Below are 12,967 nucleotides of genomic sequence, written 5' to 3'. Positions count from 1 at the left end.
AATCAAAAAGATCATTAATTATGTATTTTATGATATAATATGGCTCTATCTAACTAATAAGATTCACAATGATTCAATACGAGGCTCTAAGCGAACTTTTAAGTTCTGATTTATATCAATTACGTGCTGAGAATGGCCATGCAACACTCGAGGCAATAACTCAGTTTGTAAATCGCATTAACGTCTTCTTTGGGCCGTTTAAACAACGGGCGCATATAGATAAAGTGATTCCTACTCCGAAAGAAATTGATTACATCAATGACCAATTAAAGGAATTGTTTGGTAAATTAAGTACTGTTGAAAAAGAGTATTTTGCAAAGAAATATAAACAGGATCCTGCGTATGCTGAGTTTACCGAAGATCAGATGCGTGAAATGATTGCCTCACATGAAATAAGTTCTCTAAGTACTCTCCGAAAAAGAATGCAGTTTTGGGCTGCAACCGATTCCTTTGGTGCAACCATTCGGAACCCCAAAGAACATAGAGCAGCAGTTAACGCCTTGGACAACTGGGAAAGGCTGTTTCTTTCTCAGGCTAAAAACACATTTTCATTTTTTGACGTACATAATGAGACTAAGCTTCCTGCTTTTAATTGTGAGAATAAACTAAATCTATTCAATTAGAGTCTAATTTTAATCAGTAGCTCTGAGATTACGCTCGAACTCAGAGCTAGCTCTAGACTCTATAAATTCATGCAACTGTTTTAAGCCACATCCTAAAACAGCAAAGCATAAGTACCATGTGCTCCTTGACTAAAATACGGCTGTTTTAATTCAATCTTGACGCTTTCACCAGGAAACAAGAAGCAGGCATAGGTTTGGTTTGCTTGTAAGCCAATATCGTTTAAAGGGCAGCGAATGACAACTGAATCAGAGCCCCTTCATCCTAAAGCGATCTCATCGAACCATTGAAGATCGCATTAATCTTCTAAAGGACAAGTTGAGGTGTGCTAGCCGTTCACAGTTGGTTGAACGGGCTCTGCAACTAGGTTTTGGTCAGATCATACCGCCATCCCTGTTTAATAAAATATGGGATCGTTAACAAGTCGATCTTAAGCTCTCATAAGCAACAGCGGCTATTGCTACGCCGACAGATAGCATCGTTTCTTTGCTGGGAGCATACTCGTTAAAGAGGCTGTAAGAGTTTGATTCTCTATAAGAAGAGTCTTTTCTCACCGGACATACAGTGGTTGTTAATTGTTGATGCGTTAATGGTATTGCTTGGCTATCTGGTGCCTTGGGGGGCAACTGTTGTTTAAGATCATTTTTGAATTGTTCGAGGGAGATTTGTTCCATATGTTTTTTGGTGTCTTCGTATTCACTGTGTAAGGCTCTTATTTGTATTTTTAAAACGGTTTGATAATTTTCAGGAGAGGAATAGGGCATAAACTCATTATTCAGATCAAGTGTTGCTGTGTCGTGTTTTTTTTGGGCTTCAGCCAATTGATGTATGAATGTATCTTTTTTAAACCAAGACATTAGCCAGACAAAAAATTTGGTCACGAAGGATTTGTCATTCCACTCCTTATTTAACTCCAAATACTGGTGACTTGATTGGCGATACTCGATTAATTTTTTTGCAAGAGAGTCTATTTTTGATTGCAACTCCATTTCTTTGGATTTAAGAATTTCAAGGCACTCTCCAAGTTTTTGTAATTCACTTTTTTGCACGACCTTGGGTGGGGATTTGTTTTCAATCTTAGTTTCAGGAGGGGGGGAATAGGTTTTAATAATACGTGTCATGTACTCTTTTGCTGACTCTTCTTGCTTTCTGAGGAGTTCAGATTCATTCAGATTGATTGAGTTTTTTTTGCAGTAATCTCTAATTTCGTTCAGCATTGCAGAGGCTTGAAACTTCGTTTTTATTTTCTTTTCTTCGACGCCTTTTTCTACTGTTCCTCTAAAGAATGTAATGCTTCCCTGATATTGAACATGTTGATAGTTGCTTAAGTGTTGGTAGTAGGTAATGGCTAAAATTAATCCATTGGTTTCAATGATTTTGGGAAGGTAAAAGCGGTAAACATCAGGTGGCGCAGGAATGGAAACTTCATGATTAAAATTTTTGGCGATTTCTGCTAATTGGCTTCCTACTCCTTTAATTGCTGTAATTCCCAGCGTTTCAATAGTCATGCCTGCTGTGATTAAATCATTTGCAGTACGCAATTGATTTAGAAAATGTTCACTTGCATTTTCTACGCGAATACAATCGATGCAATCTTTAAATTGTTGCCAGTAAGTCGTCAATGAAATCATAAGCTCTATCCATAAAACAATTTGAGTACAAATGTATACCTCTAGTTAAAAAAAAGCTACCCATCTACATAAGATAGAATTCAATACTACAATGCACTCTAGAACTTTGCTAATTTTTCTATGCTAAAAAGACGTTTATTGACAAAACAGAACGGGTAAGACTATCTTTTGGAGAAACCTATTCTGGAATTGGTCGTACATTGCCAACTTTCTCATTTTCTTCAATGGTTTGATTGATTAAAGCATTGCCATAGCCAATCCATGCGCCTTTTTTAATGGTTGTTCCGGGGCCAATCTTTGTTGCCATACCCACAAAGACATTCTCTTCAATGACAACTGGAGACAGAAATAGATAATTTCCTACATCTGAATGACAGCTAATCGAGACTTGACTCGCTAAAGTAACCTCTTTACCGATAGTGATCAATGGACAATCGACTAAATCGATGTCGAAGGAGTTCATGATTTGGAAAGACACCTTTACTCCTAATGCGCGCCAATAGAGAAATTTTAACGTGTTAAAGGATTGCAATAAATGAATAAGTCCTGCAATTTTTGCGGCTCTTGATAATGCAAAATGGCAAAACCATGACAGCATTGCCTTGTTTAATTCTCGTTTATAACGACCAGCCTTAAGTCTGGGTAAGCATACTCTAAGGCCAGCAATGATTAAAATGAACGATAGAAGCAACACAAAGGGGGCAAGTACAAGTGCAAACCAAGTTTTAGAAAACGTATAGTATAAAAAAAGACCTGTAATTGAGAGTGCAGCCACGCTAGGCATGAGGCTTAACATCACAGAAATCAGGTCAATGACTATCAACAAAGATATAGGAAATTGAGTCTTCTTGATGGGGGCTTTTTTATTCGGTGTTCGCATTATCGATTCTGAACAGTTAATTGGTTATTTTAGTACCTAATCCAATTGAAAAACAATTCGTTTTTTTTAGTTCTATCGTTTCTCTGAAACTCAGAGTCGCTCATAAAGTGTTTTTTAGAAACAGTCCTTCCATTTAATGTTGATTTAATACAGGTTGTGTAAAATACAATATGTGCAAACAAAGAGTTCTGGGAAATGCCTGGTTATCAAGTACTGAGCAATATAGACAGTGAGATGGTGTTAAAGGACTATCTAGGTCACGAGCCTGTTTGTACTATTGCTGCTGAAAACAAGAAAAATACAGTAAGCAATCCAATTGGATATACTATTGACAAAGTCAATAAGACTATTGTTATTACCCAACCTGTTTCCTCCGCCAGCACAGTTGAACTTATCAATTCTTTAAAAGCTTGTATCGAATTGGATGAAGGGAGCTTTAATGACTACAATGTCCTTTGTGGACTAGTTGGACCAGGAGCCACCGAACAACATATTGTCACGGCCCATTTCCCCCCGCAAAATTATGATGAAGACCAACTACGAGTTACCATTTTTGACTCTAAAACCAGCAATGTTCAGAAGCTTTTTTACCAGCAAATTAATACTGTAGCTGCAATATTGGGTGGTTTGGCGTTATCAATTCTTCCAAATTATCACACAGAAACCTCGATTGAGTTTGGGCAAAAAACACTGCAGGTAAGCTATAATACACTAGGCACTCAATCCTTTTTCGATGGAGTTTCTTGCGGTTACCACACTGCAGCAAATCTAGAAGCAGCTAAAGCTTTATTGAAAAACCATCAGGAAATCAACAGAGACAACCTATTGAACAGTACCACTGACAGCCCAGTACTAAGGGCTGCTAGGATTCTTAGGAAACCTGTGGCTTCGATTGAACAACAAAACAAAATCAAAAGTAGCTATTTAGATTTTATTAAAAAAGCCTGGATAGATACCTATATGCCTTTGGAAAGCCAGAAAAATAGGCAATCCAAAAGATTTCAACATTATTTCCTAGGTTATCCTCAAGAATCTGGTTGGACTAAAAAAGCACTCTATTTTGGCCTTTTGGGCTTTATCTTTATTCCTGTACACAGCTTGATTAAATTGCCAACGGAGTTCCTGTTAAATTTCTTATCAGAAACTGCGAATTACATTAAAAATGCTTTAATTGCTTGGTGTCCAACGAATGCGGTCACTCAGTCTTTAAGAAGCTTGTTCTTGTTAGTGGCTTATGGGTTACAAGGTTTGTTCAAGGGGGGTAATTTAGCCGTTCGAGTATTTATTTCACCGGTTACCAGTTTCAAAGCAGTTTGTAGCTCTGAAACAGAAAAGGAGGTCGAATCCTCAAAGCCTCCAGACAAGAAGGAAGGCGTTTTAACAAGCTCCAGAAGCTATGAAAGCATGGTTAAGGGGTTCGATATCAAACCTACTACTAAAAAGGAGATAACACCTCCGGTGAGAGGACCCAACGCGCAACTAAAATCTGGCAGTTCGTTATCCGAAGACGATTTTGAACCTGATGATAATCCTACACAAAACAACGTGGTTTAAAAAAAGCACTTTCAAGTGGCTTAGTATTTCCAATTCATTATTCCAGTTGTTTAGAAGTCCTGAGCAAATCAAATGCTCCAGAAGGAAGGCATGAAGGATGGTACACCCTCTCTACCCAATATCACAATCGACTGGTTGCTATGGAGGTTGGTATTTCCCTTCTGTTTATGAACTAACTTTGCTTCATAATAATCGACCCCCAAGGCTGAGGGATCGACTCATTTTTTAAATGGGGTATTTATACCCAAATTCGGGTTCTTCGCCTAATGGCGATGCCTTAAGCGGTTTCATTAGGTTCTTCTATACGCCCTGCATCGCTCCGCTTGCTGACGTGCGCGGCTCGGTTTCTTCTTTGCTGTCTGCATCAAATCCTAGTCACAGTAGGGAGTGAACCGAGCCGCGCGCGTCAGCAAGCGGATATGGAACTATCCGCTTTCACGAAAAGCGCTGCTTAAGGCAGCGCTATTGGGCGAAGCGCCGGACCTACGCTTACTGACCATCAGAGAAGAGATTAGCCGAGGGACTATAAAATGAGTCGATCCCTCAGCCGTGAGGGAGTGGACCTGCGAGGAATGAGGATTATCATGTTCGAGAGGCAGTTGAGGTTTACTACGTGCACCATTAATGCAAGCCTCTCTCGGCCTGGCGGAGAGAGGCTCTAGTTGTATTAATAGCTCGCCGATACTTCGTAAAGTCTGCTCATATTGTATATAATATAGTAAGATGATGGTAAAGTTGAGACTGTAAATGTCATTTCGCACCCGAGTTCCAGCAAAATGCATTATTGCTGGAGAACATGTTATACAGAGAGGTGGATTCGCTCTAGTATCTCCGTTAATGAGTTATCACTTTAGTTTAGAATACGTACCTGCTGAAATAAAGACCACCGCTACGATATCCGGTGAGGGACATAATTCTCTACAAGTTCTGCTATGGCCGGTTGTAAATCATGCCTTGGATTTATTAAATAGGAACCCCGCAAATCTTAAGGGCTATTTCAATATTAGAAACACGATTCCTATTGGTGGGGGCTTAGGTTTTTCAGCCGCCATAAGTGTGGCTGTGGCACAATGGGTAGCAAATCAACAATGGATAAAACCATCTGAGATATTTGAATTTGCGGTGAAATTGGAAGGAATTTTTCATGGCCAGTCCAGTGGAGTCGATATTGCAGGGGTAATGTCTAATAAGTTGATCATTTACTATTCCTCGCATGAAATTGCATCGATAACACCTCTATGGAAGCCCAAGTTGTATTTAAGTAACTCAGAGGTGACTTCTATCACTAAAAGTTGTGTTGAAAAAGTGAAGAATCTCCGCGATAGCGACAAAGAGAAAGCACAACAAATTGACGATAAAATGAGGTTAGCAACCACGTTAGTCAAAGAAGCGCTTATGAGAGAAGACAATCTAGGCTTGTCATTGCTTATAAATGGTTTGAATCTCGGGAATGAATGCTATTATGAGTGGGGATTAGTGTCCCCTAAGTTGAATGATCATGTTTTGGTTCTTAAAGAACACGCATTAGCAACCAAAATAGTCGGAGCAGGGTATGGAGGTCATGTTCTTAGCTTGTGGAAAGACAATCCTCCCCCAGATTTTCCAATAAAACTATATCCTTTGGATGAGTAAGTTAATTCTCAATAAGCAATGCTTTAAACTCAAGCATTGAACACGGTTATATGGGGTACTTAAATGGACATAATTAAATATCTCAACTCATGCAAGGAAAAAGTGAATTTCATTTTAAATGAACAGCTTCCTTCAGAGTCAACTCATCCAACCAAATTACATCAAGCAATGAGATATTCAGTCTTAAATGGTGGCAAACGGTTAAGACCGGCATTTATATTTGCAATTGGAAATCAGCTTCATGCCGATGATCAAATACTCTCTATGGTTTCTGCGGCAATAGAAATGATTCATACCTATTCGTTAATCCATGACGATTTACCAGCAATTGATAACGATTATTTGCGGCGAGGTGTTCCTACCTGTCATGTAGCTTATGGTGAAGCCACAGCAATTCTAGCCGGTGATGCCCTACATACCCTGGCTTTTGAAATAATTTCAAGTCTGGATAGTGTGCATCCAGATAATGTTTTGAAAATGATAAGAGTCCTTGCAAGATCAATTGGCTCGAGAGGATTGATTGGTGGTGAGGAATTAGATATTGAAATGGTCAACCAGAGAGTAACTGTCAACGAAGTTGAGAGCATGTATCAAATGAAAACCAGTGCCTTACTCACTGCCTGTATTCAATTGGCTGTCTATGCAGCGAACTGTAACGATGAACACGTATTAGTTAACTTAACAAAGTATGGTCAAAGTATTGGTTTATCCTTTCAGATTCATGATGATATTATTGGGATTGAAACCGACACGTCAATATTAGGCAAAACCCAAAACAAAGACATCGACATGAATAAACCCATTTATCCTGTATTAGTAGGCATGAGGCGTGCAAAAGAAAGAAGGGATCAACTGTATGAGGAAGCAATTGAGTTTTTAAAAAAAGCGGGATGTTTTAATCCTTGTTTAGAGGGATTATCGCGATACATTATTAACCGAGATTTTTAAAGGTTGGTTCTTGAAAAGAACGCTATTTCACAGCTTGCCTACGTTGTTCAAAAAAACAGTTAACGCCTTACAAAACCATGGCGTAAATTCTTCAGGCTTTTTTGCCAACCAATCATGCAGATCATTGATTGAAACCCATTTAACTGCGTTCACCTCATCTCTATTAAATGGGATCTCGGCAGCATCCAATAGTCCGCTTAATACATAATCCAACTCATTTTCAAAAAGATCGTTATCTAAGCTAGCAACATAATGAAATTTACCAAGAATACTAAGTTTGGTTTGTACTCCAATTTCTTCCAAAAGCCTACGCTCTCCAGCAGCAACAAGTTCCTCTCCGGGGGTAGGGTGAGAACAACATGTATTAGTCCACAGTCCACCACAATGATATTTATCCATTTGCCGTTGTTGTAACAGCAACTCCATGTTGCCTTTGATCATTCTGTATACAAATACAGAAAAAGCTCTATGAAGCATTGCGAAGCGATGGGCCATCATTTTATCAATTGTACCGAGTACCTCATCGTTCGGAGTGATTAAAATGACCGAATTATTATCCATTGTTTTCATACTGAGTCACATTGATTTGAGTTTAGTAGAGTTCAATTTAAATAGCCAATGTAATGGTTCTTGGATAATAAGAGCCTTAAATAGGATCGCTATCGCATCGATTTTATTCAACTTTGTTTTAGTATTTAAAATAGTCGTCTTATTTCGAGCCATTTTTTTCAGTAGTCTTTTTCCGGATAGCCAAATTAAGCTACAGTGAAAGGAGAATGGCCAATTTTTTGTCATGGTCATTAGTGGCTTACCTTGATCAAGTATATTTTCTGTTAAGGCAATAAGATGCCCAATAAGTCCATCAAGCACGTAACCATCATGACAATTGTTCAAATCCTCTTCCTTAAGTTGAAATTGCTTAAGAAGATTTAAGGGAATAAACAATCTATCCGCTCTCAAATCGTCGCGAATATCTTGCCAATGATCAATTAATTGAAACGCAGTGCAGATTGCATTGGAATAAGGCAACGCTTCTTCATCATTTATCTGATAAACCAACAGCAGCAGTTGACCTACTGGATCAGCTGATAATTGGCATTGAGCCAGTAAATCGTCTAAGGTTTGGTATCTTGTTTTAATAACATCATTACGAAATGATTGCAATAATTTAAGAAATGGCTCTATCGGTAACTCATAAACTTCTATCGCTTTTTGCAAACTAACATACAATGGCTTTTCTGCTGCATGGCGATAGCAAATTCTTAGTTGCTCCTCACACTCATTAAGTCGATTCAGTTTTTCCTGGATAGACGTTGAAAAGTTATCTGCATGATTGTCTGCAATCCTTAAGAACCCATAGATAGCCATAAGTGCCCTTTTTTTATTAGGCTCCATGAACCAAGAAAGAATTGGGAAATTCTCATCTGAATGTTGGTATATTTCTCTGACCAACTTATCTTTTTGTACGGCATCGTCTTTCATTGCGTTCATTGCATAATCTAAGCTTAACTAAGTATAGAACAAGTAAGCTCCCCTCGTCGTCACGAGCTAGGGATCTTTCTGCAGTGGCACAGTCTTTAGCGTAGTGGTCGATATAAATCGTTTGAATGTGCTATAAATATACATATTGCGCAGGAGTTTTTTCTTTTTTCGGAATCGTAATGAATCTCACTAAAAAAGAAATTAAGCACTCAATTGAGTTATCCCTAGAGGAGTCTTATAAGTACTGCTCTGAAATCACGAAAAAAAACTCCAGCTTTTATTTCGGTCTTTGCTTTGTACAAAAGGACTTTAAAAAGGCTTTATTTGCGGTCTACGCATGGATGCGCTATGTTGATGATATCGCGGATACTGCAGACAAGCCCATTGCCGAGCGGATCAGTGAGTTGGATCAAGTTGAAAAGAAAACGGATAGCATCTGGCAGAGTAGTCCATGTCTTGAAGATTGCATTGAGCCTTTTTGGCCAGCACTAATCGATACAATTAATCGTTTTAAACTCAACAAAAACTGTTTTGATGACATGATTTTTTGCCAAAGACAAGACTTACAGAAGCAAATTTATCATACTGAAGAGGAGTTGTTGGATTACTGTAAATTGGCAGCTGGCTCATCCGTAGGAAGAATATTTGTTAATATTTTTGGTTTGTTTGGAGATGAAACGGATCAACTCGCGGTGATTTGTGGGATTAGTTTACAACTAACTAATATTTTACGCGACCCAATTGACGATTTAAATTTAGACAGAGTATATATTCCAACTGATTTGCTAGGGACTAATCTTAAAAAACCAGGCGATTTAATCAATATACCGATTGATAACCAAATCAAAGCCAAACAAAAATTGATTGATTTGACAAAACTGTATTATCAGCGAGCGTTTCCTTTGGCTAAATTTTTAGACCGTGGCCGTTTAACTTTTTTAATACTTATGAATTACTACTGGTGTGTTTTCAATAAAATTTGCAAAGAACCACAGTTAATAATTGATCGTAATAAAACTAAATTAAATTGGAACAATAAATTGGTTGTATTAGGACGCTCCCTAATTCAATGGGTTAATACCGGATTAAAAAAGTAGTACATAGGCAAGGCATAACATGAGCAAATTTAAATCAAAAGTCAGGGTTTTGGAAGGATTCTCAAAATTAACTCAAGAGAAAAAACTCGAGTGCCTAATTAATATGGGTGTATTAGATCAGGAAAGCGCCCTCAAATTGCTTGGTGGTGGCACAACCAATGAAGAGTTACTAAGCGCGCTCATTGAAAATCCAATTGGTTGGTTCGGTATTCCATTGGGTGTAGCTGTCAATTTTTGCATAGATGGAAAAGGGTTTGTAATACCAATGGTCACTGAAGAACACTCAGTCATTGCAGGAATTAATAAAGCAGCCAAACAAGTCACTCTTAATGGAAATTTAAGCACTACTATTTTAGGGAAATATGCTATAGGTCAAATTCAAATTGCATGCCTAAATGATCCTCTAGACTTTGACAAAAAGATAAATGATAAAAAGGCTTTTTTTCTACACGAGGTAAATCAGGCCGTCCTGAACTCTCTTTTCAAACGTGGTGGTGGTGCTGCAGATATTACTGTGCGTAAACTAGAGCGCCCAGATAAGAAAATTATGGGTATTTTGCATGTATTAATCGATCCGATTGATTCCATGGGAGCAAACCGAATTAATCAGGCCTGTGAGTTCTTAAGGGAGTTAATTGAATCACACACTGGAGAAGAGGTCTCGCTTTGCATCTTATCCAATTTAGCAGACCAAAAACTTACAGCAGCAAATGCAGTGATTTACAACATCGACCCGGTGTTAGGAAAACGAATAGAAGAAGCCTCTTTGTTTGCTCAACTAGATCCATACCGAGCAGCAACAAACAATAAAGGCGTTATGAATGGGATTGATGCGGTCTTGATTGCCACAGGAAATGATTGGCGAGCTGTAGAGGCTGGGGTTCATGCTTATGCAGCACGAAATGGACAGTACAGTTCAATTACTAAATGGGAAATGAATAATGGCCATTTGCATGGAGAAATTCTAATTCCATTACAACTTGGCGTAGTAGGGGGGGTAACACGAATCCATCCAATAGCAACGATTTGTCTTAAAATACTTGGCGTAAGTCATGCAGATGAACTTTCTCGAATTGTAGCAGCAGTAGGGTTAATACAAAATTTTGCCGCTTTAAATGCTCTTGTTTCAGAGGGCATTGTTCATAGTCATATGAAATTACACATAAAAAACATAGTGTTATCGGTTGCAGCACAAAATGAAGAAATTCCTATTTTAACACAAATGTTATTATCTGAATTAGAAAAAACTCATTCTGTCAATGAGACTATAGCACTTGAAATGCTAAAGAAAATAAGACAGAACATGCAACGCGTCTGAGATAATGCGATGTTAGACTGACTAAATAACTGAATTGAAGTCTATTTTTAACGAAGAGATTGGGGTTTTGCGTAGGTCCTGTTTTTATTCGGACACATTAAATGTGAATTAATTGCGCCTATTGTAACGTAAACACAAAAAAGAGTGGATTGCTTAAAATGACAATGTTGTTTATGCTCCAGCGCGATTGTCGAAACTGGACAATTGCATTCTCGATCGGAGATCTTTAGGAGTGAAGCCCGGGTTATGGTCCTGAGGATCTTCGCCCGAGCTATATTTCTGAAACCACCTCATATGAAATCAATTTCGGCTTAGTTTGACCATGCGAACTGGCGATTAAATCTTCTTTTGCTTTTTGGAATAAAACAATAGGAGCAACTTCACCATGTTCTACGCTGTGGGAATACGTAGGGCTAATTCGTATTAACTCTTGATGCATGGTCTTTAACAGCGTGTCTGGGATAATTGCTAAGTCATCGACAACTAACACAATGCGATCACCCAGGCTATTTCGTGCGAAATACCAATGGGGCTCCATACTGAAAGAAACGGCAATTAACATCTCTTGCAGCTCCTGTCCTGTAAGTGCGCAAGTTTCTAATTTTAATAACTGCGTTTTATAACAAAATTCCAAAATGGGTGCGCTATTCAAATAACCGGTACACAAAACAATATCCTTCAATCGATAACGCACAAAACCCATCGCTGTTGTTATAAAAATTTCATACTTTTTCCCGGGATCTAATTCCCAGCATTGCAATAAATTATCCGGATGTATCTCATCTCCTTCAGGAATAAACTCCGCAATATGGGCACCGGGGTGCAAAACACCACCTTGCTGTTCATTGTCTAAAGGCACGGTCAACCAGCCTTCAGTTGCCGAATAGGTTCCATCCACTAAACAAATGGCTTTTCCCATTTTCTGTTGTAGTTGTTGTGCGGGATACTTACATAATCCGGATGTCCAACATCCAGATAATTCTAAAGATGGCCAAAGATCTTTAAATGATGGGCGAGTTTTTCCAATGAGCTGTTTTAAATGGTTTAAACGCTTTCTACTGATCTTAAGTTTTGGGAGGTGTTTTGGCATGGATTTTTTACCTAATAAATACAGTAAATACTCATCAAGTCCAGCAGAGCAGCGTTCATAAAAAACATCAATTACCATAGGGGTTACTGCAAAAATAGCACTGAGATCGGTTGCTAAAGCATACACAGGTCCCCAGTTCTCATAATTTTCCTGGCTCGCAAAAACTTCGACAGGCATCGCATAAAATCGTTTAATAAAACGAGGTAGGTGGCGATAGTTAAAATGACTGATCCAACCACAAGGTGTTCCACTAGGCGTTGTCCTGTTTGCATCAACGGCTACAAGATAAAGAAGTTTTTCTTTAAAAAAACCTGAAAACCGCTGTGTTAAACTATGTACAAAAGGCCCCATGGTCCGTTGAAACTGTTGTTGGAATGATTGAGTGATCGGGAAATATTTACGAACTCCCGAGGTTCCAGAGGTTTCAGACCAAAAAATTAATTTTTCTCCATTAAAAGGTTGAATAGTACTTTCTTGAGCGGAAAGTAATTCCTTTTCATAGGTTTCGTATTCACTGATTGGAAAGTCTTCTAATTTGAGAGAAGAATTTTTTTCTAAAATAGGCTTCCAATAAGCAGATTTTTGCATCAATGGTAACGTTTCAGCATTCCATAAACGAGCCCGCGCATGTTGAGGATGCTTCGTGTCTTCAATAAATTGCTTGTATTTTTGTTGGGTTAATTTCGAAATTAGCCATCTTTTCCAATTCATACC

11 protein-coding genes are annotated in these 12,967 nt (G+C 38.4%); 6 read left to right on the top strand and 5 right to left on the bottom strand.

Annotated features, from left to right (window positions below):
- Positions 1 to 68 precede the first annotated feature (68 nt).
- A complete protein-coding gene (locus tag Lwal_RS13375) occupies positions 69 to 623 on the top strand; it encodes a hypothetical protein (RefSeq protein ID WP_058481311.1) in 555 nt (184 codons plus the stop codon).
- A 414-nt stretch (positions 624 to 1,037) separates the two neighbouring features.
- Here the strand turns inward: Lwal_RS13375 and Lwal_RS13370 are convergent, their stop codons facing one another.
- A complete protein-coding gene (locus tag Lwal_RS13370) occupies positions 1,038 to 2,252 on the bottom strand; it encodes a hypothetical protein (RefSeq protein WP_058481310.1) in 1,215 nt (404 codons plus the stop codon).
- Positions 2,253 to 2,430: 178 nt separating this feature from the next.
- Positions 2,431 to 3,132: a hypothetical protein gene (locus tag Lwal_RS13365; RefSeq protein WP_058481309.1), complete on the bottom strand. Its 702-nt coding sequence runs from the start codon at positions 3,130 to 3,132 to the stop codon at positions 2,431 to 2,433.
- A 195-nt stretch (positions 3,133 to 3,327) separates the two neighbouring features.
- Between Lwal_RS13365 and Lwal_RS13360 the strand changes: the two genes are divergently transcribed.
- From Lwal_RS13360 to Lwal_RS13350, 3 genes are all read left to right on the top strand, one after another.
- On the top strand, positions 3,328 to 4,686 hold the full coding sequence (locus Lwal_RS13360) for a hypothetical protein (protein WP_058481308.1): 1,359 nt from the start codon (positions 3,328 to 3,330) through the stop codon (positions 4,684 to 4,686).
- 747 nt (positions 4,687 to 5,433) lie between these two features.
- Positions 5,434 to 6,318 carry a mevalonate kinase family protein gene (locus tag Lwal_RS13355; RefSeq protein WP_058481307.1) on the top strand — a complete coding sequence of 295 codons (885 nt, stop codon included), beginning with the start codon at positions 5,434 to 5,436 and terminating at the stop codon, positions 6,316 to 6,318.
- Positions 6,319 to 6,381: 63 nt separating this feature from the next.
- Positions 6,382 to 7,266 carry a polyprenyl synthetase family protein gene (locus Lwal_RS13350; protein WP_058481306.1) on the top strand — a complete coding sequence of 295 codons (885 nt, stop codon included), beginning with the start codon at positions 6,382 to 6,384 and terminating at the stop codon, positions 7,264 to 7,266.
- Between the two features lie 27 nt (positions 7,267 to 7,293).
- Here Lwal_RS13350 and idi read toward each other — a convergent pair whose 3' ends face one another.
- Both idi and Lwal_RS13340 read right to left on the bottom strand, forming a co-directional pair.
- Positions 7,294 to 7,836 (bottom strand): isopentenyl-diphosphate Delta-isomerase, encoded by a 543-nt coding sequence (gene idi / locus Lwal_RS13345; protein ID WP_058481305.1) that lies wholly within the window; start codon positions 7,834 to 7,836, stop codon positions 7,294 to 7,296.
- A 6-nt stretch (positions 7,837 to 7,842) separates the two neighbouring features.
- A complete protein-coding gene (locus tag Lwal_RS13340; protein ID WP_083500107.1) occupies positions 7,843 to 8,757 on the bottom strand; it encodes a squalene/phytoene synthase family protein in 915 nt (304 codons plus the stop codon).
- A 170-nt stretch (positions 8,758 to 8,927) separates the two neighbouring features.
- On the opposite strand from Lwal_RS13340, the gene Lwal_RS13335 reads away from it, so the two are divergent.
- Positions 8,928 to 9,845, top strand: coding sequence for a phytoene/squalene synthase family protein (locus Lwal_RS13335; protein WP_058481303.1), 918 nt, complete (start codon positions 8,928 to 8,930; stop codon positions 9,843 to 9,845).
- 19 nt (positions 9,846 to 9,864) lie between these two features.
- On the top strand, positions 9,865 to 11,163 hold the full coding sequence (locus Lwal_RS13330; protein ID WP_058481302.1) for a hydroxymethylglutaryl-CoA reductase, degradative: 1,299 nt from the start codon (positions 9,865 to 9,867) through the stop codon (positions 11,161 to 11,163).
- 271 nt (positions 11,164 to 11,434) lie between these two features.
- Here the strand turns inward: Lwal_RS13330 and Lwal_RS13325 are convergent, their stop codons facing one another.
- Positions 11,435 to 12,964, bottom strand: a complete 1,530-nt coding sequence (locus tag Lwal_RS13325) for a GH3 family acyl-acid amido synthetase (RefSeq protein ID WP_058481301.1) — start codon at positions 12,962 to 12,964, stop codon at positions 11,435 to 11,437.
- Between the last annotated feature and the right edge of the window lie 3 nt (positions 12,965 to 12,967).

It is taken from the genome of Legionella waltersii, assembly GCF_001468085.1.
GTDB classification, from domain to species: Bacteria; Pseudomonadota; Gammaproteobacteria; order Legionellales; family Legionellaceae; genus Legionella; species Legionella waltersii.
This window is presented reverse-complemented; position numbering and strand designations above follow the sequence as displayed.

Bases quoted from the DNA above. Each gene is read 5' to 3' on its own strand.
- Lwal_RS13325 (WP_058481301.1), bottom strand. From the start codon at position 12,964: ATGAATTGGAAAAGATGGCTAATTTCGAAATTAACCCAACAAAAATAC.
- Lwal_RS13335 (WP_058481303.1), top strand. From the start codon at position 8,928: ATGAATCTCACTAAAAAAGAAATTAAGCACTCAATTGAGTTATCCCTA.
- Lwal_RS13375 (WP_058481311.1), top strand. From the start codon at position 69: ATGATTCAATACGAGGCTCTAAGCGAACTTTTAAGTTCTGATTTATAT.
- Lwal_RS13355 (WP_058481307.1), top strand. From the start codon at position 5,434: ATGTCATTTCGCACCCGAGTTCCAGCAAAATGCATTATTGCTGGAGAA.
- Lwal_RS13330 (WP_058481302.1), top strand. From the start codon at position 9,865: ATGAGCAAATTTAAATCAAAAGTCAGGGTTTTGGAAGGATTCTCAAAA.
- Lwal_RS13365 (WP_058481309.1), bottom strand. From the start codon at position 3,132: ATGCGAACACCGAATAAAAAAGCCCCCATCAAGAAGACTCAATTTCCT.
- Lwal_RS13360 (WP_058481308.1), top strand. From the start codon at position 3,328: ATGCCTGGTTATCAAGTACTGAGCAATATAGACAGTGAGATGGTGTTA.
- idi (WP_058481305.1), bottom strand. From the start codon at position 7,836: ATGAAAACAATGGATAATAATTCGGTCATTTTAATCACTCCGAACGAT.
- Lwal_RS13370 (WP_058481310.1), bottom strand. From the start codon at position 2,252: ATGATTTCATTGACGACTTACTGGCAACAATTTAAAGATTGCATCGAT.
- Lwal_RS13340 (WP_083500107.1), bottom strand. From the start codon at position 8,757: ATGAACGCAATGAAAGACGATGCCGTACAAAAAGATAAGTTGGTCAGA.
- Lwal_RS13350 (WP_058481306.1), top strand. From the start codon at position 6,382: ATGGACATAATTAAATATCTCAACTCATGCAAGGAAAAAGTGAATTTC.